Consider the following 22,764-nt stretch of genomic DNA (forward strand, 5'->3'; position numbering starts at 1 on the left):
TGGCCATGGCCGAAAACAGGATCGACATCCGCCCTGCGGCGCTGAAGCCGACCTCGCTCAACACCGCGACGGCGGTGGAGATGATCGGCGTCAACAAATGGTTCGGCGAGTTCCACGTGTTGCGCGACATCAATCTCAAAGTATCGCGCGGCGAGAAGCTCGTGATCTGCGGCCCGTCCGGCTCCGGCAAGTCGACGATGATCCGCTGCATCAATCGGCTCGAGGAGCATCAGAAGGGCCAGATCATCGTCGACGGCACCGAACTCACCAACGACCTCAAGAAGATCGACGAAATCCGCCGCGACGTCGGCATGGTGTTCCAGCACTTCAACCTGTTCCCGCATCTGACGATCCTGGAGAACCTAACCCTGGCGCCGATCTGGGTTCGCAAGATGCCCAAGAAGGACGCCGAGGAGATCGCGATGCACTACCTCAAGCGCGTCAAGATCCCCGAGCAGGCGTTGAAGTATCCGGGCCAGCTCTCCGGCGGACAGCAGCAGCGCGTCGCCATCGCCCGCTCTTTGTGCATGAGCCCGAAGATCATGCTGTTCGACGAGCCGACCTCGGCGCTCGATCCGGAGATGGTCAAGGAGGTGCTCGACACCATGGTGTCGCTGGCGGAGGAGGGCATGACCATGCTCTGCGTCACCCATGAGATGGGCTTCGCCCGCCAGGTCGCGGACCGGGTCATCTTCATGGATGCCGGCCAAATCGTCGAGATGAACACCCCGGACGAGTTCTTCAGGAACCCGCAGCACGAGCGCACCAAGCTCTTCCTCAGCCAGATCCTGCACTGAGGAGAAACGGGACGCAGAACCGATGGACAGCAGCAAGCGAGAGCTGTTGATCTTCACTAAGTGGGAAATGCAGCAAGCACGCCAAAGATGCGATCGTGCCAGTCCTACCCTGCAAGGCACTTTGATCTACTCACTCCGGTCGATGTCTCGCGCCTGCGATCGTTTCCGTTGCCGCTACGATGCGTTTCAGGGGAGTGATGAAATCGGGAATGTCGACTAAAGCAAGAAGAAGGCCCGCGATCCAGAAGATGTGCATGTGCGTGAACATGGCCAGCAATCCCAGCACGCAAACGATCTGCAATTGCACCTTATTATGAGCAATCCGATCCGGGAGGACATGCAGGTGCAAATACAATACCAATTGCCAAGGCGAAGATGGCCAAAAAAATGCCCATCGCAACCAGGAGCCAGTCCGTTTCACCGGGGCCGGCGAGGAATGCCGGCAAATGAGTCGAAGCGGCTGCTGGATGAATGGCTTGGCTCATAAGTTCTCCGATGCTGGAATTGCCGAGCTTTCTGAAGCAATCTAACATCTGCCGCTCGCGCAGCTATTGTCCCCTTGGACAAGATACTCGCGCTCACCAGCCCCGCGTTTGGCGCTCTCAGCAAGCACTCGAACGCGAATGCAACATGCCCTTGACCTTCCCATTATGGGAAGCCGTAGGGTGCTGTAATCGTCAACCATGGGACATTGCAGCGATGTGCTCCTGCCAGCAACATTCGGATACCGTCGCCAAGGCGACCACCGCGCCTGAGGGCGCGATCAGCTTTCGCGTCGAGGACATGACCTGCGGCCATTGCGCCGGTACAATCAAGAAGGCGATCGAGGATCAATTGCCCGGAACCGCGGTCACCGCCGATCCGGCTTCGAAGCTCGTCAGCGTCGTCGGAGCGTCCGATTTTTCCGCTGTCAGGTCGATCGTGGCGGGCGCCGGATACACGCCCGGCGCGGATCGCATCGGCTGATCGCGGGCGGCCGGCGCGAACCCGCCGGCCGCTCACGCATTGGCAAGGCAAGGGGCAGGGAGCAAGGCGGCGATCCATGGCAGATCATCAGCATCACGCCGGTCACCGGCACGACGACCATTCACACCACCATGGCCATTCTCATGGCGCGGGGGAGAGTGTGAAGGATCCGGTCTGCGGAATGACCGTCGATCCCGCCACGGCAAAGCATCGCGCCGCTCATGCGGGGCAGACCTATTTCTTCTGCTCCGCCGGCTGCCAGAACAAGTTCGAGGCCGATCCGGCAGCCTATGCCGGCGAGAAAGCCGAGGCGCCTGTCGCAAAGCCGGCGCCCACGGGCGCGATCTACACCTGCCCGATGCATCCCCAGATCCGCCAGCCCGGCCCGGGCAATTGCCCGATCTGCGGCATGGCGCTGGAACCGGAGATCGCGACAGTTCAGGAAGGACCTAGCGCCGAACTCGTCGACATGACCCGCCGGTTTTGGGTGGGTCTCGTGCTCGCCCTGCCAGTGTTCGTGCTGGAGATGGGCGGGCATCTCGTCGATCTACACATGCTGCTCAGCCAGCAGAGCTCGAACTGGCTGCAGCTGGTCCTGGCGACGCCGGCCGTGCTCTGGGCTGGCTGGCCGTTCTTCCAGCGGGCCTGGGCCTCGCTCGTCAACCGCAGCCTGAACATGTTCACGCTGATCGCGATGGGCACCGGCGTCGCCTGGGCCTACAGCGTCGTCGCGACCGTCGCTCCGAACCTGTTCCCGGAAACGCTTCGCTCCGCGGAAGGCGCGGTCGCAGTCTATTTCGAGGCGGCGGCCGTGATCACGGTTCTGGTGTTGTTGGGCCAGGTCCTCGAATTGCGGGCCCGCGAGCAGACGGGCGGCGCGATCCGGGCCTTGCTCGACCTCGTGCCGAAGACGGCCCGGCGGGTGCGCGACGACGGCGAGGACGAGGATATCAACCTGGACGCGGTCCATGTCGGGGACCGCTTGCGGGTCCGCCCGGGCGAGACGGTTCCGGTCGATGGCGAACTGATCGAAGGCCGCAGCTCGATCGACGAATCCATGGTCACGGGTGAATCGATGCCGGTCACCAAGGAGGTCGGCGCGACCCTGATCGGCGGCACGCTCAATACCACCGGCGGCTTCATCATGCGCGCCGGCAAGGTCGGCAGCGACACCATGCTGGCCCGGATCGTCTCGATGGTGGCGGAGGCCCAGCGCTCGCGGGCACCGATCCAGCGCCTGGCGGACCAGGTGTCCGGCTGGTTCGTTCCGCTCGTCATCGTCATTGCCATCGTCGCTTTCGCCGCCTGGATGGCGTTCGGGCCGGAGCCGCGCTTCGCGCATGGGCTGGTCGCCGCCGTCGCCGTGCTGATCATCGCCTGTCCCTGCGCGCTCGGTTTGGCGACGCCGATGTCGATCATGGTCGGGGTCGGGCGCGGCGCGCATCTCGGCGTACTGATCAAGAATGCCGAGGCGCTGGAGCGCTTCGAGAGGGTCGATACCCTCGTCGTCGACAAGACCGGTACGCTGACCGAAGGCAAGCCACGGCTGACCGGGCTGAAGCCGGTTGGCGCAATCGCGGAGAGTGAGCTGCTGCGGCTCGCCGCTTCGCTCGAGCGGGCGAGCGAGCACCCGCTCGCCGCCGCGATTGTCGATGCCGCCAAGGAACGTGGCCTCGCCCTGGCCGAGGCGCAGGATTTCGACAGCCCGGTCGGTAAGGGGGTAACGGGGACCGTCGAAGGTCGCGCGCTGGTGATTGGCAGCCACCGGATCATGACTGAGGCTGGTATCGACACCGCGGCTCAGGCAGCCGAGGCGGAAACGCTGCGCGCCGAGGGCGGCACAGTGATTTTTGTGGCGATCGATGGCCGCGTCGCCGGACTGCTGACAATCTCTGATCCGGTCAAGCAGACCACCCCGAGAGCGATCAAGTCGCTGAAAAGCGCCGGTATTCGGGTGGTCATGCTGACCGGCGACAACAAGACGACGGCACAAGCGGTCGCGCGCCGGCTCGGTATCGACGAGGTCGAGGCCGAGGTCCTGCCCGAGGACAAGAGCGTAGTCGTCAGCAAGTTTCGTTCGCAAGGCAGGGTGGTCGCGATGGCCGGCGACGGCGTGAATGACGCGCCTGCGCTGGCGGCGGCGGATGTCGGGATCGCGATGGGCACGGGCACGGACGTCGCGATCGAAAGTGCCGGCGTAACCCTGCTCAAAGGCGACCTTGAGGGCATCGTGCGCGGGCTTCAGCTCAGCCGGGCGACGATGAGCAATATCCGGCAGAACCTGTTCTTCGCCTTCATCTACAATGCGGCGGGCGTCCCAATCGCCGCAGGCGTGCTCTATCCGATATTCGGATTGCTGTTGTCGCCGATCATTGCGGCGGCGGCGATGGCTTTGTCCTCGGTCAGCGTGATTGCAAACGCCCTGCGGTTACGCACCGTCTCTCTGGAATAAGAGCAGTCTTCAACGGCTTGATGGGACTGCGTTGATCCCGTCCGGCACCTGGCACAGGACGACGGTTGCCTCCCGCTGATGCCAGACCTACACCGCGCCATTCAACCGAACGGGCCTGAATCGTGAGCTTGTTGCAAAGCGTCCTTGTTCCCAAACTCAGCCCGACCAAGTCTTTCGGTGTCTACCAACGCTGGATCCACTGGCTCGTGCCGTTGTTGTGCATTGCCCAGGTCCCCACATCCTGGGCAATCCAACGCACCCATATGGCACATGGCTTCACGAAGCCTGCCCCGCTCGATCTGTTTTTGCATCAGGTCCATGCCTGGATGGGCTGGCTGATTATGGGACTTGCGCTGCTGCAGATAGGGTTGCGCTATCTCTATGGCCGCCCTTCCCTTGAAGGGTTGTCGCCACCCGAACGGTGGGCCGCGACGGGCGTTCATGTTGCCCTGTACGGTGTTCTGCTGCTTCTGCCGTTTACGGGTACGATTGCGATGTATCTTAGCTTCCGCGCCGCGCCGGTTCATCGATGGCTCAGCTGGGCGCTGCTTGTACTGGCGCTGTTCCATGTTGCCGGCGCGCTGTGGCACCATTTCTATCGCCGCGACGATATCCTGCGCCGTATGCTGACTAGCCAAAGGTGAGATCACGAAGCAGCGATTTTGCTTGCTCCCGGTCAAACAGCCGCAGTTTTCGCCCTTTTGCGATATCTGACGGTATGTCAGAACAGGTGCCATGAAGTTTCGACTTCTCACGAATGTGTTGGTCCTGGGGCTGTTCGTCACGGCCACGATGTTGGTCGCCCTGGTGGCGCCGGCAAAGGCCGGTTATGCCCGCATGGACAGCGAGACAATGGCGACCATGTCGCCTGAGATGCCGTGCTGCCCCAATCCGAAAGACAAGCAACCGGATTGCACCACGAACTGCCCGGCCTTGAGCTTCTGCCTGGCCAAGAGCTTCGCGAGCGAACCCACGGCGTTTGACCTAGTTGTTCAACCTGTTGTCGTAGTGCTCGGGCTTGCGGGCAATGAGGCCGCACGCCTCTCACAGCCGAGCGAGCCACCCGCCCGACCTCCACGAACCTGAGACATAGCCGGCGCTCATACGCCGGTTGCGACCGCATGGTGAACCCGGGCGGTCGGTGCGCCGTGGCTAGCGCCACGTTGGAGCTGCACGCGTGAGCGCAGCAGCCTCTCCGTCTCAGGATCTCGACAATGTTTATCACCCGCACTTCGCGCGCGCTCATCGCCGCGCTTCCGCTCATGGCCGTTGCTTTACCGGCTCTGGCGGAGATCAAGGATTATGAATTCCGTCTCACCCAGAGTGAATTCAAGCAGGGCAATGGTGTCGTCATCACCGTCAGGCTGATCGACAAGCGCTCCGGCAAGCCGGTGCCGGATGCCGTCATCTTCGCCAAGCGCATAGACATGGAGCCGGAGGGCATGGCCACGATGGCCTCTCCGATCGAAGCGCTCCTTGCGCCGGAAGCAGGAACCTACAGCTTCAAGACCAATTTGGTCATGGAAGGTGGTTGGCGCTTGTCGCTCGGTGCCAAGGTCCAGGGTGAGACCGGCACGCTCGAAAACAAGCTGATCCTCAAGGCGCTGCCATGAAACGCCTCGCCCTCACGAGCCTCGCTCTCGCCGCCATTCTGGCGGCGGGAGGGGCAGGCTATTGGGCCGGTCATCGCGGCATCGCGCTGCCTGGCCTGCGGAATTGGCTCGGTATCGAGGGGTCGCTCGCGGCAAACGAGACTGCCGGAGTTGGGCCCGTGATCTACTATCAGGATCCAGATCGAAAGCCGGTCTATTCGACCGAGCCGGCTCAGACGGTCGATGGCAGGCCGTTCAGGGCCGTGCGGGCCAGCGAGGACATCAGCTTCGAGGAGAAGCCTGAGGGCAAGGAGCAGGCGGTCCAAGCGGAGAAGGGCCGCATTCTTTACTACCGCAATCCCATGGGGCTGCCGGACACCTCGCCGGTGCCCAAGAAAGATTCGATGGGGATGGACTATCTCCCCGTTTTTGAGGGTGAGGCGAGCGAGGACGGGATCATCAAGCTCTCGCCTGGGCGCATCCAGCGTAGTGGCGTGCGATCAGAACCGGTCCGTCGCCAGAGCATCGCACAGACCATTCGGGTTCCGGGTGTGGTGCAGCTCGACGAGCGACGCGTTTCCGTCGTGGCGATACGCGCGGATGCCTTCGTCCAGGAGGTCGCGCCGGTGACGACCGGTGATCGCGTTGACAAGGGTACGCGGCTCGCGCGCATCTACTCGCCTGACATCAGCACGGCGGGCGCGCAGTACATCACCGAGCTCAATGCCGCCGCGCGCGGCGTGCCCGAGGGCGGCGCAAAACAGCGTCTCGAAAACCTCGGGGTTCCGCCCGAAATCATTGCCGAGATCGAGCGCAGCCGGAAGGTACCACCGACGATCAACTGGTCGGCGCCGCGTGACGGTATCGTGCTGGAGCGCAATGTCAGTGACGGCATGAAGATGGTGGCCGGCACCAGCCTGTTCCGGCTCGCAGACATTTCGACGATCTGGGTCCTGGCCGATGTGCCTGAACGCGAGCTGTCCGACGTTCATATCGGTGCACCGGTATCGGTCCGGTTGCGCGGACGTCCCGAGGTGGCGTTCGAAGGCCGCGTCAGCGTGATCTATCCGCAGATCGCCGAGGCGACGCGCACGGCCAAGGTCCGCATCGAGCTCGCCAACCCCGATGGCGTCTTGCTGCCGAACATGTACGCCGATGTCGAGATCGGCGCGGGCGATGCAAGCGCAGAGCTGACGGTTCCCCAGAGTGCTGTCATCGATAGCGGCACGCGACGCATTGTCATTCTGGATCGCGGCGAAGGCCGCTTCGAGCCGCGTGAAGTCAAGCTCGGCCGCCGCGGCGACGGCATGGTCGCGATCAGCGAGGGCGTCTCCGAGGGCGACCGCGTCGTCGTCTCCGCCAACTTCCTGATCGATGCGGAAAGCAACCTCAAGGCGGCCTTGAGCGGCTTCTCCTCGACGGAGGCGAAACCATGATAGCCCGCTTGATCGCCTGGTCGGCGCGCAACCTGATCCTGGTGTTGGTTGCCACGGCTTTCGTCGTGGCCGCCGGCGTCTATGCCCTAAGGACCCTGCCGCTCGACGCCATTCCCGATCTCTCCGACGTCCAGGTTATCGTCTACACCGAATATCCCGGCCAGGCGCCACAGGTCATCGAGGATCAGGTCACCTATCCGCTGACGACATCGATGCTGACGGTGCCGAAAGCGCGCGTCGTGCGCGGCTTCTCCTTCTTCGGAGTCTCCTTCGTCTATGTGATCTTCGAGGACGGCACCGACCCTTATTGGGCGCGTTCGCGGGTTCTGGAATATCTCAACACCGCAGCGCGTCGCCTGCCCTCGGGCGTGACGCCGACTCTCGGGCCTGACGCCACCGGCGTCGGCTGGGTCTATCAATATGCTGTCATGGCCAAGGAGATGACCCTGGCCGAATTGCGCTCTTTGCAGGACTGGAAGATCCGCTTCGCGGCTTCGCGTGCCGAGGGCGTGGCCGAGGTCGCCAGCGTCGGTGGCTTCGTCAAGCAATACGCAGTCGTGGTCGATCCTGTGCGGCTGCGTGCCCAGGGCGTCTCGCTGGCTGCGCTGCGCGAAGCCGTCCGTAGCAGCAATCTGGATGTCGGCGGACGTACGGTCGAGCTCAGCGAGTTCGAGTTCATGGTCCGCGGCCGCGGCTATCTCAAGTCGATCGCCGATATTCAGAACATCGTCCTGAAGAGCGAGCGCGGCGCAGCCCTGCGCCTCTCCGATGTCGCCCGTGTCGAACTCGGCCCCGACGAGCGGCGCGGCATCACCGAGCTCGACGGCGAGGGCGAGGTCGCGAGCGGCATCGTCCTGCAGCGCTTCGGTGCCAATGCGCTCGCCGTGATCGAGCGCGCCAAGGCGCGGTTGGCCGAGATTGCACCCAGCTTGCCGGGCGGGGCCGAGATCGTGCCCGTCTACGATCGCTCCGGGCTGATCGAGCGGGCAATCGAGACGCTGAAGGGCACGCTGTTCGAAGAGAGCATTATCGTCGCTCTGGTCTGCGTCGTCTTCCTGCTGCACCTGCGCAGTGCCCTGGTGGCGATCATCATGCTGCCGGTCGGCATCTTGATGGCCTTTGCGGCGATGAAGGCGCTTGGTCTTGGCTCCAACATCATGAGCCTGGGCGGCATCGCCATCGCGGTCGGAGCCATGATCGACGCCGCGATCGTCATGATCGAGAATGCCCACAAGCATCTCGAACGGGCACGACCGGACAAGCCGCGCATCGAGATCCTGATCGAGGCGGCAAGCGAGGTCGGGCCGGCGCTGTTCTTCAGCCTGCTCGTCATCACCGTCTCGTTCTTGCCGATCTTCACGCTGGAAGCGGAGGAGGGCCGGCTGTTCGGTCCGCTCGCCTACACCAAGACCTTCGCCATGGCGGCTGCGGCCTTTCTGTCGGTGACGCTGGTGCCGGCGCTGATGGTGATATTCGTGAGAGGACGGATCATTCCGGAGGCCAGGAATCCAATCAACCGGTTCTTGATCGCGTTCTATCGCCCTTTCATTCGCGCCGTCCTTAAAGCCAAAACCGTGACGATCCTACTGGCGGTCGCGGTGCTCGGGCTCAGTCTCTGGCCCATGCGTCAGCTCGGTTCGGAGTTCATGCCAACGCTCGACGAGGGCACGCTGATGTATATGCCGACGACACTGCCTGGGCTGTCGGTCACAAAGGCGGCCGAGCTTCTGCAAACTCAGAACCGGATCATCCGCTCGTTCCCGGAGGTCGCCTCGGTCTACGGCAAAGCTGGGCGGGCCCAGACGGCAACGGACCCGGCGCCGACCGAGATGTTTGAAACCATCATCAACCTGAGGCCCAAGACCGAGTGGCGCCAGGGCGTCACGCTCGACAACCTCAAGGCGGAAATGGACAAGGCGCTCCAGTTTCCGGGCGTCTCCAATGCCTGGACCCAACCGATCCGGGCCCGCATCGACATGCTCGCGACCGGCATCCGCACGCCGATCGGGGTCAAAGTGTTCGGTACCGACTTGGCGAAGATGGAGGCGATCTCGCGACAGATCGAGACCGTCCTCAAAGCGGTACCGGGGACGAGCAGCGCCTATGCCGAGCGCGTCATCGGCGGCTACTTCCTCGACATCGTGCCGGACAGGATCGCGCTCGGGCGCTACGGGCTTTCCGTCGGTGACGTCCAGAATGCGATCGTGATGGCGATGGGTGGCGAGACCGTGACGACGACGGTCGAGGGGCGCGAGCGCTATGGCGTGACCATCCGCTACCCCCGTGACCTGCGCTCTGATCCCCAGGCGATCGCGCGCGAGGTCCAGATTTCGACGCCGTCCGGTGCCAGCATTCCGCTAGGCGAGGTAGCAAGTGTGGAGCGCAAGCGCGGCGCGACGTCGATCCGCACAGAGAACGGCGAGCTCGCGGTCTACATCTTCGTAGACACCGTCGGGCGCGACCTCGGTGGCTATGTCCGCGACGCCCAAAATGCGATCGCGCAGAGCATCAAGCTGCCAGCAGGCTACCGCGTCGCCTGGAGCGGTCAGTTCGAATATCTCGAACGGGCCGAGGCTCGCCTCAAGCTGGTCGTGCCTGTCACCCTCGCGATCATCTTCCTGCTGCTCTACCTGAATTTCCGCAGGCTGACCGAAACCTTCATCGTCATGCTCTCATTGCCCTTCGCGCTGGTCGGCGGCGTCTGGCTGCTCTGGTGGCTCGGCTTCAACATGTCGGTCGCGGTCGCCGTCGGGTTCATCGCACTCGCCGGTGTCGCGGCCGAGACCGGCGTGATCATGCTGATCTATCTCGATCATGCGCTGGTCGAGATTCGGCAGCGCCGTGCGCAGCAAGGCAGGGCATTTACCCGGGCCGATCTGCACGAAGCGATCATGCTGGGCGCGGTCGAGCGCGTACGACCGAAGATCATGACCGTCGTCGCGATCATGGCAGGACTGCTGCCGATTCTCTGGAACACCGGCACCGGCTCGGAGGTGATGCAGCGCATCGCGGTGCCGATGATCGGCGGCATGGTCTCATCGACCGTCCTCACACTGCTCGTGATCCCGGCGATCTACGGCCTCGTCAAAGGGTGGCGGCTTCCGCCGGCCGAGGAAACCAACGTCGTAGCGGTCCAGCCTACGTCGGTGCAGCGGCACGCTGCGGTCGTTGAATAAGGTGGAGTGACTGACATGCACGACATGATGAACGGAATGGGCTGGAGCATGGGGGCTTTCCACTGGCTCGGCGTCGCCGTGCTGCTGTTGGCGATCGCCGCCTTGGTCAAATACGTCTTCCTTCGGTGAAGGCGCGGTCGAGATTGAAGGAGAATGAACATGCAGATCGATATTTCACCAACCCGCCGCGGGCTGATGATCGGAGCAGCGCAAGCCTGCACGACCGTGGCGCTGGCCGGAACGGGGGCGGCGACCGAAACTCTGCCGAAGATGACCGTGACCCGCGATCCGAATTGCGGTTGTTGCGGCAACTGGGTCAAGCATATCAAGGCTGCGGGTTTTCCGGTCGATGTGGTTGAGCTCGATGACGTACTGCCACTCAAGGTCAAGCTTGGCGTGCCGGAGGCGCTGATGTCGTGCCACACGGCCGAGATTGGCGGTTACGTCATTGAAGGGCATGTACCAGCCGAGGCGGTAAAGCGGCTGCTCGTCGAGCGCCCGAAGGCGATCGGCATCGCGGTTCCCGGCATGCCGGTCGGTTCGCCCGGCATGGATGTGCCTGGTCAAGCGCCGCAGTCCTACGAGATCGCCATCTTTTCGGCCGGCAAGCAGCACGTGTTTGCGCGCTATCGAGGGCTCCAGCAGGTCTGATCTAGCCCAAGACTGTATGGGAGCCGGGCGGTTTGCTCGCCCGGCTGAAGGTTCGTGTTATTGCTTCGCAGTGCAGACGACGCGGGTCTGTTCCATGTAAAGCGCGCCGTCTCGCTTGGAGATTTCAAAGCTGCGCTGAAGGCCGCTGTCGAAGGTCACCACGACCGCGCTATCGCCAAGCGTGAAGTTTCCGCTGCTTTGCCAGAGGCCATCATATGAGAAGCGCCCATCATTATCGAAGGTGAAGTGCGCCCCTCCCGCTGTCGCACAGACCTTACCGTTAATCGCGCTGGTGATCTCTCGCAGGCCCAGGGCCAGGTTCGCACGATGGGCGATCGCGGGTTCAAGCTGCGCCAAGAGCAGCAAACAGGCCGCCGATAGGGCGATTTGGCGAGACAACCTCATCACAGCCTCCCCTGGCTTGCCCCGATGGCAAACCCACTCGGGGCTGAGAATCTGAGCTTGAAATGGGGATGTCAGCCTCGGATGTGAAGAGTTTCACCTCTGCCGGGCGAGGATTGTCTCCATTTGCGCGATTTCCGCCTTCTGCGACTTGGTGATTTCCTGACAGAGCGCGACGATCTCCGGATCAGTGATGCTGGCTTTCTGGCACATCAGGATCGCGCCGGAATGATGTGGGATCATTGCGCGCAGGAACTCGGCATTGCCAATGCCGGCTTGGGTTCGCATGGCTATGAAGCCAATGACAAAGACGGCAACGGCGGCGCCGCCGATAATGATGTTCAGCCGCGACGAGGGGAACATCGAGCGCATGGAGACGAGCATGATGATCGTCATCGGCGCGACCATCATCATGGTCATGTAAACGTTGTTGAGATTGAAATGGAAATGCGCAAGCGCTGCGATCATGGTGTACATGACGAGGTACATCACAATGAAATCCAGCGTCAGTTCGATCGCTAGGCGGCCGTAATGGTTTGGGCCCTTATGGCCATTGCCATGCTCCATGGGGGCCTCCTTTCGGGAAGCTCTGAGGGTCTCGATACGAGTCAAAAACTTCCAGAAGCGGTGCTATTTTCCCTTCGTTTTCAGCCATTCGTCGATCGTCTTGATCTCCTTTTCCTGCGCGCTGACGATTTCAGTGGCGAGCCTCTTGACGGTGGGGTCCTTGCCATTCGCCAAGGCTACCTTGGCCATATCGATTGCGCCTTGATGGTGGGCTTTCATCTGCATCATGAAGTCGACGTCGGCATCGCCGGTAAATTTCGACGGCATCGCCTGCATCATCCGCATCATGCTCGCCTTGTATTCCTTGGTTGATGCGGAATCGGAGGCCTCCGGCATCATCATTTTCATGGGCATGCTGTCGCCCATCTGAGGCTTGGGAGCTGGCTGCGCGAGTGCGGCGGTTATCATGGAGGCCGCGAGGCCAGCGGTCAGAACGAAGCGCATCATCTGCATTCTCCAAGGGTTCGAGGGCAGGAACGGCTATGCCGCCATCTTTTGGCAGCTGTCTGCGCAACTGCGGCAGGCCTGGACGCAGTCGTCCATGTCTCCGATCCGCTCGCATTCGTTGGCGCAGTCGTCGCAGATGTCGGCGCATTCGGCGCAGAGATGCTTGTGGTGCGGGGAGCCGATGATCATGACTTGGGCGCTGGCGCGGCAGATCTCGGCGCAAGCGAGCATTAGCTGGATGTGCTCGGGGGCGGAGTGCGCTCCACCGAGCTTGAGGCAGTGGTTCGTGCTCATGCCGAGGCAGGTTTGATAACAGCGCAGGCATTCGTCGATGCAGGACTGCATCTCTGGGGTAGGGCGGTGCATGGTCTACTCCTTGAGCCCGTTGCGGAGGCGGTGAGCTTCCTGCTCCAAGGAAAGACGCGGGCGGCGAGCGCGGGTTCCTACCCGTTACAATCTGTAACAATCCGCTGGCTTGGCAGCGCTTTTGTCGTGCGGTGCAGTGGCCGTGCGCGGTAGTCGCGACCGAACGATTTTTGCTGGGTATCAGCCCGAGGGCGGTAATGACGAGCGGTCGCGCGGAGGAGTCGCCTAGGAGCGCGTTGCCGAGTTATCCCTTTAAGGCCATTCGCATCAGCCCGACGGCCGAGCTTTGAAATATCGCTCCATAGCGCGTCGCGCTAGATCTGCCTCGTCCTCAGCGATTGGGATGAGGCTCACGACGATGTCGGCGAGCCGCAGCCGCTCCGAGTCAAAGTCGACATCCTCTTTCAGCGACGCTTTGATCTGATGCCAGGCCGCGTCGAGGGCGGCTTCTGCTCGCGCGATGTCGACCGGATCATTCAAAGAAGAGAAAGTCATTTCTGGGCTCGGTTCAATGTGACGGTCGGATGCAATCCCGGCAAACACGTTGAATCCTAATCAATGACCGGGTTCAAGGGGAAGGCGCCCTACGCCACGGCTTCCCCTATGGAGAGCCGGATCAGACAAGAACGACGAGGCCCTCGTCAAATGCTGTGTTGCAGAACAGCGGGCCGGCGGGATTGCAGATAATGCGAGTGCCGTTGGGCCTTTGAATATTGACTGAGCGATGCACATGTGGCGGTCCAGGAGCCCACCCAATGGAGCTGGTGATCTAGGATCAGTTTTACAATCTCCATGGCCGAGCAGCAGGTTCGCTTGGCTGCCGCAGCAATGGTCATCTGGGGCCATTCGGGCTCGCTCCTTCAGCAAATCGTCGAGCAGTTCCTGTTGGTCGGAGAGCAAATTTGCCAGCCGCTCCTCGGCAGCCGCGCCATTTGCAACGGCTGCCCTCTCTGTCACCTCCAAGATGTTGCGGCGCGCGAGCGCGATCCGCTCGTCAAGGTCGTATCTTCCCTCGGCCATGAGGCCACTCCCTTCCCGTCTGTGCGCCGGCAGCACCCAATGACCTTTTAAGCGGCTTTGCTGCATCACATAGACGGTCGGTGATCCAGAGTCGTGAGACCCGCCGATTAGGCCGTTATCGAATGCGCGAAGCTTCCCTCAGATAGGGTTCAAATTCCTTTGTTACGGCTCGGTAGACTTCGCGTTTGAAGGGCACCACAAGCTCAACAAGGCTTTCGACCGGCACCCATTTCCAGGCGGAGAACTCCGGATGCTCCGTCGAGATATTGATCTCGTCGTCCTGCCCGCGAAAGCGCATCAGTATCCATTTCTGGATCTGCCCGCGGCAGCGAGGTGACAGAGCGCGATCGAGAATTTCGCTCGGGATCTCGTATGAATGCCAGGTGCGCGACTGGGCAATGATGTCGGCATTGTCCGTGCCCAGTTCCTCGCGAAGTTCGCGCTGGGCCGCCATCAAGGGAGTTTCGGCATGATCAATGCCACCTTGGGGCATCTGCCAAGCCTCGGCTGTCGTGTCGATGCGTTGGCCGACCCAGACCTGCCCCACTCGATTGACCAGCATAATGCCGACACCGCGTCGAAGTTGACGTCGCCCCTTGACCTTGGCCTTCGGGATGGCTGTGCCGCTACCTTTGATAGGTCGTTCCATCGGCGCCGCCGCGCAAATGGCTTGCAGCAAGTCGCTCTCGTCGATCCCGTCTGCTTTCATCATCATGTGGACGATCGGATCCCCGATGAGATCGCCGAAGGTGAGCTCGATCGGTCGGTTGAGCTGATCTCGCATGAGGCTCTCCTCAGCCCGCATGGCTTCAAAGGGTAGGCTACTTTTCGACGCGGCGTCCGGCAGTTCAGGAGCGGGCATCGGCTGCCTCCGGCGTTTCGAAAATCTGCCGGAAGAGATCGGTCCCGAAGCTCTTCGATAGGGGCGGGGCCTCGATGAGCCGGAAGCTTCTGGCTCCGTCGTCACCGCGTTCGGCCCTCAGGAATAGGGTGTGTTCGTCATCGAGAAACGAGCGGGCGAGCTCGTACATGTGCGAAACGAAGAAGACGGTGACGTCGTTCTCGAGCAATGCCAGGACGATCTGGCGCGCGATCTCGGAGCCTTCGCGCTCATGCGTGGCAGCGAAGGACTCGTTGAACAGAACCAGCGCGCGCCGCCGCATGACATCGGCGATTCCGCTCATACGGACGAGTTCCTCGTCGAACTTGCCGCTGCGCATGCTGCGGTCTTCCTCGCGCTTGTAGTGCGTGTGCAGGCCCGAGCGGAGCGACGCACTGAAGGCATCGGCGGTGACGAACATGCCGCATTGCTGCATGAGCTGAGCCAAGCCGACGCTGCGCAGGAAGGTCGATTTGCCGCCCCGGTTCGCGCCGGTGATGACGACGAGCGGCTTGCCGTCGGCGTCGACGTCGTTGCCGATCACCTTGTGCTCCATCGTCAGGGCCAGGCAGGTATCGCGCAGGTTGCGGCAGCGGAAACGGTTCGGCTCAGCCTGCGGCTCAGGGAAGGTGACGGTTTCGCCGACCTTGTCGAGCTGCTCCTTCAGATTAACGCAGCCGAGATAGAAGGCGAGCTCCGCGCGTAGGGCCTTGAGGAAGCCCAGAACGTGTTCGGCGGATTGATAGATGGCGTCGGAGATCAGGATCAGCCCGCGGTTCTGAAGCTCCGTGAAGGCCTGGGCCCCGGCATCGTCCCGCGGGTGCAACTGCAATGTATAGCTTCGGGCCGCAGGGCTCAGGATCCGGTGCATCCAGCTCAGATCGCCCCGTTGCGGCTTGCGCAGCGCCGTTCCCACCGCCTTGCCGCCGCCGCCGACCTGGGCACTGAGCAGGAGCCCGACGCGGAAGCTGAGATTGGTCAGATCGGTCCGTGCGGCATCGAGCCAGTCGTCGTCGAGGTTCTTCTCCAGCGTCGCGAAGAACTGCTTGAAGCCATGCGACGCGAACCTGTCGGCATTGGCCGAGCAGGTCTTCCGCAACCGCTCAAGCACGTCGAGACAGCTCTGGAGCGTACGTACCCCGCTGGCGACCTTCTGCCCGGCATCGCGATCATAGAGACTGAAGCTCCAACTCCGCTCGCGCCCGAACGGCTCGATCGCGATGTCGTAGAATTTCCGGACGAGTGCCGGAACGGCGAGACAATCCTTGAGGATCTCCTGCCTGTAGCGGATCGTCTCGATGTCGTTGTCCCAGGCACGGGCGCACGCGGCAGCCATAGTGTCGTGGAAATATCTGTCGCCAGCGGCCGCCGCGTTCAGGAGCACCTCGAGCTCGATGTCCTGTGCATATTGGAGCGGCTCCTTGGGGGAGGGCGGGCGCGCGTCGAAATCGCGATCGGGATGCATCAGGAAGGTTTTCATGGGCGCACCCTGGTACGCAGCTTCGCGTAGGTCACGCCGCGTTTCTCGGCGAGCGAAAGCGCATAGGCGAGACCATCGGCGGGCTTGCGGATGATCCGGAAGGTGCGGCGTGCCGGCTCGTCGGGATCGACGGTGCTGACCATGCTGACCGTCTTCTCGCTCAGGGTCGAAAGCGCATCGAGGAAGGTCACGCAAACGCCGATGGCATCGACAGCAAGAATGCGTTCGAGCACCTGCGTGCTCAGGAAGACCTGATCCTCGAGACTGGTCGAATTGAAGATCTCATTGAGGACGATGACGCTGTCGCCGGTCATGGCTCGGCAGCTTCGGTGCAGGCGTACGAGCTCGTCTTCGAGCTTACCGCGCAAGTTCTCGATGTCTTCCTCGCGCTCGAAATGCGTGAATATCCGGTCCGGCAGAAAGAGCTGCGCCGCCTTCCCGGGTACGGGGCAACCGAGACCGGCAAGGAAGTGCAGTTGCCCGAACATCCGGGCAAAGGTCGTCTTCCCGCCCTGATTGGGACCGGAGACTACGAGCAGACGCTCGGCCCCGGAAAGCTGGAAGTCGTTTCCGACGACGGTGCCTTTCTCGGCGACGATCTTCGTGGCCAGCGCGAGGTCGAAACTCTCCGTCACCTCGGTCGCCTTGGAGCTCACGGACACGGCGGGATGGCAGAACGGCAATCCAGCCCTCCGAAGTGGGCGGATGAAATCGAGATAGGCGACATAGAAGCCGATCTCGCGGCCGAACCTCGCCACGACCTCGTCGATGAATTCGCCCTGTCGCGCGACGTAGGCGTCGAGGCTGCCGAACTCCTCTGGAAACAGCCGGCTTACGAACTCCAGGATCCCTTCCTCGATGTGGTTGAGGGAGAAATCATCCTTCGGCTTCGACGGGCTTGGTGGGGCGATCTCGCTTTCGCGAAACTTCGCGAAGCGATCCAGAATGATCGTGGTGTAGTCCGGCTCGGATGCATACTTGCGCACCTTCACCTTGTCGCCGCTGAACAACATGCCGAAGCTGACACCCGATAGCGTCTCACGGAGGCTTTCGGTTTCACTCAAGAGTTGAACGAATGCCGGCGAGCGCGTGTATCCCGCCAGGTAGGAGCGGAGGCCCGAGAGGCCAGGGGACTTCAGATCTAGAAGCGTCAAATTGTGCAGGAACGCAGATATAGCTTCGCAATAGAGACCGGCGGCGCGCAGGATGACCGTGTTCCTGTGACTCCTGGTGGAGATTTCGCCGGCATAGTGCAGGTTGGCGTGAACGCTGCGCATCGCGTCGCCGAACAGCGGGAAGATCGCGAAAATTTCCGGCCGCTCCAGATCGGCGAAGACAGCCTGACGGTAGCGGACGACACCTTCGTTCCGACAAGGGGAATAGAAGATGGGACGAAGGACGTCCTCGTCGCGCTTGGCGACGGCGGACGCCACGACCTGATCCAGGTTCAGGTCGACGAAGCATTCGGGTTCTTCGCTCCGCTCCGCGCGTAGGGTTTCCAGGCCCGGTGGGAACAGGATCGTGGTGAAGGCACCCACGCCACGGTCGGTCGTTTCGGGACGGGGCCTCCTGTCGGCGAGACGCACGACATTCCGCGGCCCATAGGTCTGGGCCTCAGACATGGCAACACCTCGCGAAGCCGCGAGGGAGGGCCATTATCAGCGGCTCACGCCGGAAACCGTGCAGCGAGGGGCGCGGACAAATGTTTCCGGGCGCAGTGGTATCGTATTCGGAGAAACACGGGCGCCGTGCGCGTGCGCTACCGCGAGCACCAACGATACAAAATACAGAGCAAAGCTGAATTGCGGTCGAGTGGCTCATGACGATCCTGCCTCGGCGTCGACGACGCACGGTTGAAATGGCAGGAGTCATCAGCAAACAGAGCGTGAAGGGGACTCCATCCCTCATCTGGAAATCTAGGAGAGGTAACCCCGAGGGTCAATGGCGGTTCCCGGAAGTTCGGCTTCGGCCTCGCTGCGGCCCTGATGGCCATCGGCACGCTCGCCCTCGTGCATTCGCGTTGACGGGCTAGCTGGTCGATGATTGCCCGCATCAGACGATGGTGATAGCGTCGTCGCTGGGAATGGGGTCTCCCTTTAACCGCCGATCTGGCTGATGACTCCTACCGTGCGGACGTCGCGGTGGGAGGATTGCGTAGCCCGCCGTCAAGGCGGGTTTTTTGTTGCCCGGGCAAGGAGCGATCCGCCCGAGGGGGTCAAGAAAGCCGTCCATCGCGACTTGGGAGGAGGCGCAAGAAACCGGGCATCGACTGAAACCCGTCGCGCCGTTTGTTGCCCCTTTGGCGGTTGCGACGGGTTCCTTTTTTGCAAGGGATCGGCGGCTTTGGACTAGTGAAGAGACGAAACGAACGGATTGACGACGACAAGCCGCGCGAGGCAGGCGCCACGTTCCCGAACTCGTCCCAGCGGAGTCTCGTCGAAATCGCTGAGGCCGCGAGAAGCACGATCCATCATCCGACTGCGGCGCAGCGGCGACTTCTGAGGCAACTCGAGCACCAGGCGCATCGGTTGGGAGAGCAAGTCTTCCAGTTAGCCGTCCTCGGCCAGTTCAAGCGCGGCAAGAGCAGCCTGCTCAATGCGTTGATCGGTCAACCGTTGTTGAGCGCGGGGGTTCTGCCGCTGACCTCCGTGCCGACCTTTCTGACGGCAGGCACCGATTTGCGGATTCGCCTAACCTCCCTGTCCGGTGGCAGGGAAGAGCGGAAAGTCGCGACCATCGACGAACTGGCCAAGGAAATCGCCGCCGCGACGACCGAGGAGCAGAACCCGCGCAACGAGAAGCGAGTGCGCCGCGTGGATGTCGGGCTTCGCGAAAGTCCATGGCTCGAAGACGTGACTCTGGTCGACACACCGGGCATCGGCTCGACGCAAACTTACAACACGGATGCCGCCTATGCCGTGCTACCGGAGTGCGATGCAGCGCTCTTCGTCTGCTCCATCGACCCTCCGATCACCGAGGTCGAACTCGGCTATCTCTCCCGTATCTGTCAAACAGTGCCGCGCGTCATCGTGGTGCTCAACAAGATCGATCTCGTCGACGAGGAGGACAGGGAGAAGGCGCGGGCCTTCCTGGCCTCGATCATTGCGGAACGGCCGGAGGCACAAATCGACCGCCGCATCTTTCCGGTTTCGGCTAGGCAAGCGCTGGCCGCCCGGCGTTCCGGCGATGATGCCGCCCTGGAGGCCAGTGGGCTGCTCGAGCTGGAACGTCACCTGCGCGCCGACCTGATCGAACGAAAGCGCCAAATCCTGGCCTCGTCGATAGCCAACAAGATGGCCGTCATCACTCATGCGTTTGCCGCCGATACGGCCATGATGGTCAGTGCGCTTTCGCTACCGCTCAGCGAACTCGACGCCAAGGCTGCGGCGTTCGCACAGGCGGCCATGGACTTCGAGCGTGAGCGTGTCGGCCTGGAGGACACGTTCAACGGTGAATGGCGGCGGGCCGCTGCGCGCCTCGACGGCCTCTGCGAAACGGTCGGCGAAAGGGCGCAGAAGCAGCTCGACGCCGTGATCATCAGCCTGGGCGACAAGGACATAGTCGAGAACGGTCGTTCGATCGTCGGTGCGGCCATGACCGAGATATTCGATCGGGAATTCACGGCCTTGGCGACAACGGTGGAATCCGAACTCGCGATCACCGTCGAAGGCCAGCAAAAGCGCTATCGGGATCTCGCCGCCCGTGTCGGCGAGGCCGCGGGGACGCTGCTCGATGTGCCGATGCCGCCCGCGGTGCCGGATGACTGGGTCCGGATCAAGCGTGATTTCCATTGGCTTTCAGAGAGGCGAACCGAGAACATCGGTTCCTTGACGATGGACGGGCTGGCGCGACTGCTGCCCGCGGCGTTGCGACGGCGTCGGCAGCGAAAGCAGTTTCGTGAAGCCGTCGCCAACGCCCTGATGCGGAACCTCTCCGACCTGAATTGGGAGATGCGCCAGAACATCGACGATTCCTTTCGCGGCCTGTTGGCTGCTGCCCGCGCGGCGGTCGAGATCAGCTTATCCTCAACCCGGGAGCTTCTCGGAATCGTGCGGGAGCGGCGCCGTCTGGAAGGCGTTTCCATGGAGCAGGAGATCGAAGCGGCAAAAACAGCCGAGCGACGGATCGCCGAGCTCGACGCCGAGCTCGGCCGGTATCGGGAGCAGTTTCGCGAGGGCGGCTCGCTTGCACTCAATGCATCATGAAGACCGGCAACCGGGTTCGACGCAGCACTTCATGGGTGACGCCGCCGAAAACCCATTCGAAGATCTGGCCAAAGCGGAACGCGCCCATGACGATCGAGTCGGCACCGATAGACTCGGCCTCGGAAAGAAGGCGCAAAGCGATATGCTGGCCGCGTTCCGTCCGTCCGTGCCTCACCTCGGCCGATATGCCGTGCTCCTGAAGCATCTCGATGATCTCCGTGCAATCCTGGCCCGCCGCGTTTTCATCGACCGTCACCACCGTGACGCGCTTGGCCGCTTGTAGCCAGGGCAGGGCGCTCATCACTGTCTTGCGAGCCTGCGTGCGCGGTTTCCAGGCGATGACCATATGGTCGCCGAGCACCGTAGGAAGCGCCCCTTCGGTCGGAACGAACAGGACCAGTCGGCCCGAGCCGAAGATTGCGGCATGCAGCGCATCACCGGAATCGAGATTATGCGGTTGCGCGATCACGATTAGGGCGGCGTCCTTGGATTCGGCGAGCAGTGAGGATTCAACTGCGCCGACATGTTCCAACCAGCGGACCTCGGCACCCGAGAACGACGCCCAACCTTCGAAGACGTGACGCGCCCGGGCGAGCCGCTCCCCAGCGGTTCCTTCCTCGAGTTCGCGCATCCTCTGGATATCGTACTCCTCGGCCGCCGTGATCAATTTGGCCGGATCGACGCAGATATGGAGCGCCGCCAGGGGCATTGAGCGGGCGAGCTGGGCAGCGCGTTGCGCAACCGTCAGGCAGCGCCTGGCTGAGGACGCTTCCTCGATTACCGCCATCACTTCGCGGTATCCGGTCGCTGAACGGTTCGGCGACCTGCTCCGGTCGCTCAATGTCGGAGTCGCGAACGGCGAGGTGTAGAAGCTGAGCCCTGCCACCTCGCGTTCGATTTCCAGCAGGCGATTGTATTTGGCCAACCTTTCGCCGCGGCACGGAGCGCCGGCCTTGATCTGTCCGCCATCCATCGCAACGGCGAAGTCCGCGATGAAGGCGTCATCCGTCTCTCCCGAGCGATGCGAGATAATGTAGTGCCAGCCAGCCGCCCGGCAGGCGGAGATCGCGGCGATCGTCTCCGTCACCGTTCCGATCTGGTTGAGCTTGATCAGCACGGCGTTCGTCGTCTTCTCGGCGACGCCGCGCGCGATCAAGTCGGGGTTGGTGACGTAGATGTCGTCTCCGACGATCTGCATGGAGCGGCCGAGCGCGGCAGTCTGCGCTTGGAAGGCGGCCCAGTCGTGCTCGCCGAAGCCGTCTTCGATCGAAACGATGGGGAAATGCCTGACCCATTCGGCGTAAAGGGAGCCGAGCTCGGCGCTCGACATCGGTCCGATACCTGATTTCGACAGGTCGTAGCCGCCGGCCTTCGCGAAGGACGAGGCCGCCGGATCGAGCGCCAGCGCGATCTGCTCACCCGGGATGAAGCCGGCCCGCTCGATCGCCTCGACGATCAGGGCGCAGGCCGCTTCGTTGCCGTCGAGGTTCGGAGCGAAGCCCCCCTCGTCGCCGACACCCGTGCTCAGGCCCTTTTCGACCAAGAGTGCCCGCAGCGCGTGGTAAGTCTCGGCGCCCCAGCGCAGCGCTTCCCTGAAGGAGGGCGCTCCGTGCGGGACGATCATGAATTCCTGGAAGTCCAGCGAGTTCGCGGCATGTCGACCGCCATTGATGACATTCATCATGGGAACCGGCAGGCGATAGGTCGCGCCCTCGGCGAGATAGGAATAGAGCGGCTTGCCAGCCGCCTTGGCCGCCGCTCGCGCCACGGCCATTGAGGTTCCGACGATCGCGTTGGCGCCGAGCCTCGATTTTTCCGGCGTGCCGTCGGCGTCGATGAGGAGGCGATCTACCCTGGCCTGGTCGACCGGGTCCACGTCGCGCAGGACCCTGGCGATTTCGGCGAGGTTGGCGATGGCCTTGAGAACGCCGCGGCCGTCATAACGATTGGGGTCGCCGTCGCGCAGCTCGTGAGCTTCTCCCTCTCCGGTTGAAGCTCCTGAAGGAACTGACGCATGCCCGACGATTCCGCTTTCGAGGCATACCTCGACCCGCATTGTCGGAAAACCGCGCGAGTCGAGGATCTCATCTCCCAGAACCGCAACAATCCTGTCCACCATCGAGCCCTCCATCGTCTTCGTTCGACACCAATGTCGGCGAATGACGAAGGCCGCTCGCAGCGAGCTGCGGACGGGCCTGCCGTGGAATGGGAGAACTGGAAGTCACGAGCCCCTACCACGACCATTCGCGCGGTAGGAGTCATCAGCCTTGCGGCGGTTTCGGGGGACTCCATCCCCATCACGGACAGACTAATCAGCAGGCGGTGCT

At 62.6% G+C, this 22,764-nt stretch carries 21 protein-coding genes, 1 pseudogene and 2 riboswitches; of the genes and pseudogenes, 11 read left to right on the forward strand and 11 right to left on the reverse strand.

Annotated elements, in window-relative coordinates; translation table 11 throughout:
- Positions 1 to 80 precede the first annotated feature (80 nt).
- Positions 81 to 797, forward strand: coding sequence for an amino acid ABC transporter ATP-binding protein (locus CE453_RS12800; RefSeq protein WP_089177869.1), 717 nt, complete (start codon positions 81 to 83; stop codon positions 795 to 797).
- Positions 798 to 927: 130 nt separating this feature from the next.
- Here CE453_RS12800 and CE453_RS28600 read toward each other — a convergent pair whose 3' ends face one another.
- On the reverse strand, positions 928 to 1,104 hold the full coding sequence (locus CE453_RS28600) for a hypothetical protein (RefSeq protein WP_157733023.1): 177 nt from the start codon (positions 1,102 to 1,104) through the stop codon (positions 928 to 930).
- 188 nt (positions 1,105 to 1,292) lie between these two features.
- Between CE453_RS28600 and CE453_RS29275 the strand changes: the two genes are divergently transcribed.
- From CE453_RS29275 to CE453_RS12845, 8 genes are all read left to right on the forward strand, one after another.
- Entirely contained in the window at positions 1,293 to 1,763 is a 471-nt protein-coding gene (locus tag CE453_RS29275; protein ID WP_248308053.1) for a heavy-metal-associated domain-containing protein, read from the forward strand.
- A gap of 76 nt (positions 1,764 to 1,839) precedes the next feature.
- The gene (locus CE453_RS12810; RefSeq protein WP_089174941.1) at positions 1,840 to 4,215 is read left to right on the forward strand and encodes a heavy metal translocating P-type ATPase; all 2,376 of its coding nucleotides are present in this window, start codon (positions 1,840 to 1,842) and stop codon (positions 4,213 to 4,215) included.
- A 122-nt stretch (positions 4,216 to 4,337) separates the two neighbouring features.
- Complete coding sequence (locus tag CE453_RS12815; RefSeq protein WP_157733024.1) at positions 4,338 to 4,859, forward strand: cytochrome b; 522 nt, start codon at positions 4,338 to 4,340, stop codon at positions 4,857 to 4,859.
- 91 nt (positions 4,860 to 4,950) lie between these two features.
- A complete protein-coding gene (locus CE453_RS12820; protein ID WP_089174943.1) occupies positions 4,951 to 5,301 on the forward strand; it encodes a hypothetical protein in 351 nt (116 codons plus the stop codon).
- A 128-nt stretch (positions 5,302 to 5,429) separates the two neighbouring features.
- On the forward strand, positions 5,430 to 5,828 hold the full coding sequence (locus tag CE453_RS12825; RefSeq protein ID WP_089174944.1) for a FixH family protein: 399 nt from the start codon (positions 5,430 to 5,432) through the stop codon (positions 5,826 to 5,828).
- The gene (locus CE453_RS12830; RefSeq protein WP_089174945.1) at positions 5,825 to 7,243 is read left to right on the forward strand and encodes an efflux RND transporter periplasmic adaptor subunit; all 1,419 of its coding nucleotides are present in this window, start codon (positions 5,825 to 5,827) and stop codon (positions 7,241 to 7,243) included. The genes CE453_RS12825 and CE453_RS12830 overlap by 4 nt, the downstream gene beginning before the upstream one ends.
- A complete protein-coding gene (locus tag CE453_RS12835) occupies positions 7,240 to 10,419 on the forward strand; it encodes an efflux RND transporter permease subunit (protein ID WP_089174946.1) in 3,180 nt (1,059 codons plus the stop codon). The genes CE453_RS12830 and CE453_RS12835 overlap by 4 nt, the downstream gene beginning before the upstream one ends.
- 159 nt (positions 10,420 to 10,578) lie before the next feature.
- Complete coding sequence (locus CE453_RS12845; RefSeq protein WP_089177870.1) at positions 10,579 to 11,070, forward strand: DUF411 domain-containing protein; 492 nt, start codon at positions 10,579 to 10,581, stop codon at positions 11,068 to 11,070.
- A 57-nt stretch (positions 11,071 to 11,127) separates the two neighbouring features.
- Here the strand turns inward: CE453_RS12845 and CE453_RS12850 are convergent, their stop codons facing one another.
- From CE453_RS12850 to CE453_RS12870, 5 genes are all read right to left on the reverse strand, one after another.
- Positions 11,128 to 11,475: a hypothetical protein gene (locus tag CE453_RS12850; RefSeq protein ID WP_089174948.1), complete on the reverse strand. Its 348-nt coding sequence runs from the start codon at positions 11,473 to 11,475 to the stop codon at positions 11,128 to 11,130.
- A 93-nt stretch (positions 11,476 to 11,568) separates the two neighbouring features.
- Positions 11,569 to 12,039 (reverse strand): DUF305 domain-containing protein, encoded by a 471-nt coding sequence (locus tag CE453_RS12855; RefSeq protein ID WP_089174949.1) that lies wholly within the window; start codon positions 12,037 to 12,039, stop codon positions 11,569 to 11,571.
- A 63-nt stretch (positions 12,040 to 12,102) separates the two neighbouring features.
- Entirely contained in the window at positions 12,103 to 12,486 is a 384-nt protein-coding gene (gene copM / locus CE453_RS12860; protein WP_248308054.1) for a CopM family metallochaperone, read from the reverse strand.
- A gap of 33 nt (positions 12,487 to 12,519) precedes the next feature.
- On the reverse strand, positions 12,520 to 12,852 hold the full coding sequence (locus CE453_RS12865) for a four-helix bundle copper-binding protein (RefSeq protein WP_089174951.1): 333 nt from the start codon (positions 12,850 to 12,852) through the stop codon (positions 12,520 to 12,522).
- A gap of 267 nt (positions 12,853 to 13,119) precedes the next feature.
- Positions 13,120 to 13,395, reverse strand: a complete 276-nt coding sequence (locus CE453_RS12870) for a hypothetical protein (protein WP_157733025.1) — start codon at positions 13,393 to 13,395, stop codon at positions 13,120 to 13,122.
- Positions 13,396 to 13,644: 249 nt separating this feature from the next.
- On the opposite strand from CE453_RS12870, the gene CE453_RS28605 reads away from it, so the two are divergent.
- Positions 13,645 to 13,923, forward strand: coding sequence for a hypothetical protein (locus tag CE453_RS28605; protein ID WP_157733026.1), 279 nt, complete (start codon positions 13,645 to 13,647; stop codon positions 13,921 to 13,923).
- 64 nt (positions 13,924 to 13,987) lie between these two features.
- Here the strand turns inward: CE453_RS28605 and CE453_RS12880 are convergent, their stop codons facing one another.
- Genes CE453_RS12880 through CE453_RS12890 form a run of 3 tightly spaced genes read right to left on the reverse strand, consistent with a single transcriptional unit; the run spans position 13,988 to position 17,818 of the window.
- Positions 13,988 to 14,734 carry an RNA pyrophosphohydrolase gene (locus tag CE453_RS12880; RefSeq protein WP_248308055.1) on the reverse strand — a complete coding sequence of 249 codons (747 nt, stop codon included), beginning with the start codon at positions 14,732 to 14,734 and terminating at the stop codon, positions 13,988 to 13,990.
- On the reverse strand, positions 14,721 to 16,232 hold the full coding sequence (locus tag CE453_RS12885) for a MutS-related protein (RefSeq protein ID WP_089174953.1): 1,512 nt from the start codon (positions 16,230 to 16,232) through the stop codon (positions 14,721 to 14,723). Before CE453_RS12885 ends, CE453_RS12880 begins: the two co-directional genes overlap by 14 nt.
- Positions 16,229 to 17,818, reverse strand: coding sequence for a MutS-related protein (locus CE453_RS12890; RefSeq protein ID WP_198302331.1), 1,590 nt, complete (start codon positions 17,816 to 17,818; stop codon positions 16,229 to 16,231). The genes CE453_RS12885 and CE453_RS12890 overlap by 4 nt, the downstream gene beginning before the upstream one ends.
- A 484-nt stretch (positions 17,819 to 18,302) precedes the next feature.
- Positions 18,303 to 18,364, forward strand: a riboswitch (Fluoride riboswitch).
- A 219-nt stretch (positions 18,365 to 18,583) separates the two neighbouring features.
- Between CE453_RS12890 and CE453_RS12895 the strand changes: the two genes are divergently transcribed.
- The gene (locus tag CE453_RS12895) at positions 18,584 to 20,437 is read left to right on the forward strand and encodes a dynamin family protein (protein WP_157733027.1); all 1,854 of its coding nucleotides are present in this window, start codon (positions 18,584 to 18,586) and stop codon (positions 20,435 to 20,437) included.
- Here CE453_RS12895 and CE453_RS29550 read toward each other — a convergent pair.
- Together CE453_RS29550 and eno are read right to left on the reverse strand one after the other, a co-directional pair.
- Positions 20,424 to 21,224 (reverse strand): universal stress protein, encoded by an 801-nt coding sequence (locus tag CE453_RS29550; RefSeq protein WP_349236646.1) that lies wholly within the window; start codon positions 21,222 to 21,224, stop codon positions 20,424 to 20,426. The genes CE453_RS12895 and CE453_RS29550 overlap by 14 nt on opposite strands.
- A 42-nt stretch (positions 21,225 to 21,266) precedes the next feature.
- Positions 21,267 to 22,553 (reverse strand): annotated as a pseudogene (gene eno, locus CE453_RS29280) (phosphopyruvate hydratase); the annotation flags it as partial.
- Between the two features lie 129 nt (positions 22,554 to 22,682).
- Positions 22,683 to 22,742: riboswitch (Fluoride riboswitch) on the reverse strand.
- Positions 22,743 to 22,764: the final 22 nt, after the last annotated feature.

Origin of the sequence: Bosea sp. AS-1 (genome assembly GCF_002220095.1) — a bacterium.
Lineage (GTDB): Bacteria > Pseudomonadota > Alphaproteobacteria > Rhizobiales > Beijerinckiaceae > Allobosea.

What these genes read in the sequence shown, in the direction of transcription:
- CE453_RS12880 (WP_248308055.1), bottom strand. Translation starts at nt 14,734, where the DNA reads ATGCCCGCTCCTGAACTGCCGGACGCCGCGTCGAAAAGTAGCCTACCC.
- CE453_RS12855 (WP_089174949.1), bottom strand. Translation starts at nt 12,039, where the DNA reads ATGGAGCATGGCAATGGCCATAAGGGCCCAAACCATTACGGCCGCCTA.
- CE453_RS12865 (WP_089174951.1), bottom strand. Translation starts at nt 12,852, where the DNA reads ATGCACCGCCCTACCCCAGAGATGCAGTCCTGCATCGACGAATGCCTG.
- CE453_RS29275 (WP_248308053.1), top strand. Translation starts at nt 1,293, where the DNA reads ATGCTGGAATTGCCGAGCTTTCTGAAGCAATCTAACATCTGCCGCTCG.
- CE453_RS12810 (WP_089174941.1), top strand. Translation starts at nt 1,840, where the DNA reads ATGGCAGATCATCAGCATCACGCCGGTCACCGGCACGACGACCATTCA.
- CE453_RS12885 (WP_089174953.1), bottom strand. Translation starts at nt 16,232, where the DNA reads ATGAAAACCTTCCTGATGCATCCCGATCGCGATTTCGACGCGCGCCCG.
- CE453_RS12830 (WP_089174945.1), top strand. Translation starts at nt 5,825, where the DNA reads ATGAAACGCCTCGCCCTCACGAGCCTCGCTCTCGCCGCCATTCTGGCG.
- CE453_RS29550 (WP_349236646.1), bottom strand. Translation starts at nt 21,224, where the DNA reads ATGGCGGTAATCGAGGAAGCGTCCTCAGCCAGGCGCTGCCTGACGGTT.
- CE453_RS28605 (WP_157733026.1), top strand. Translation starts at nt 13,645, where the DNA reads ATGGCCGAGCAGCAGGTTCGCTTGGCTGCCGCAGCAATGGTCATCTGG.
- CE453_RS12845 (WP_089177870.1), top strand. Translation starts at nt 10,579, where the DNA reads ATGCAGATCGATATTTCACCAACCCGCCGCGGGCTGATGATCGGAGCA.
- CE453_RS12820 (WP_089174943.1), top strand. Translation starts at nt 4,951, where the DNA reads ATGAAGTTTCGACTTCTCACGAATGTGTTGGTCCTGGGGCTGTTCGTC.
- copM (WP_248308054.1), bottom strand. Translation starts at nt 12,486, where the DNA reads ATGATGCGCTTCGTTCTGACCGCTGGCCTCGCGGCCTCCATGATAACC.
- CE453_RS12835 (WP_089174946.1), top strand. Translation starts at nt 7,240, where the DNA reads ATGATAGCCCGCTTGATCGCCTGGTCGGCGCGCAACCTGATCCTGGTG.
- CE453_RS12800 (WP_089177869.1), top strand. Translation starts at nt 81, where the DNA reads ATGATCGGCGTCAACAAATGGTTCGGCGAGTTCCACGTGTTGCGCGAC.
- CE453_RS12850 (WP_089174948.1), bottom strand. Translation starts at nt 11,475, where the DNA reads ATGAGGTTGTCTCGCCAAATCGCCCTATCGGCGGCCTGTTTGCTGCTC.
- CE453_RS12825 (WP_089174944.1), top strand. Translation starts at nt 5,430, where the DNA reads ATGTTTATCACCCGCACTTCGCGCGCGCTCATCGCCGCGCTTCCGCTC.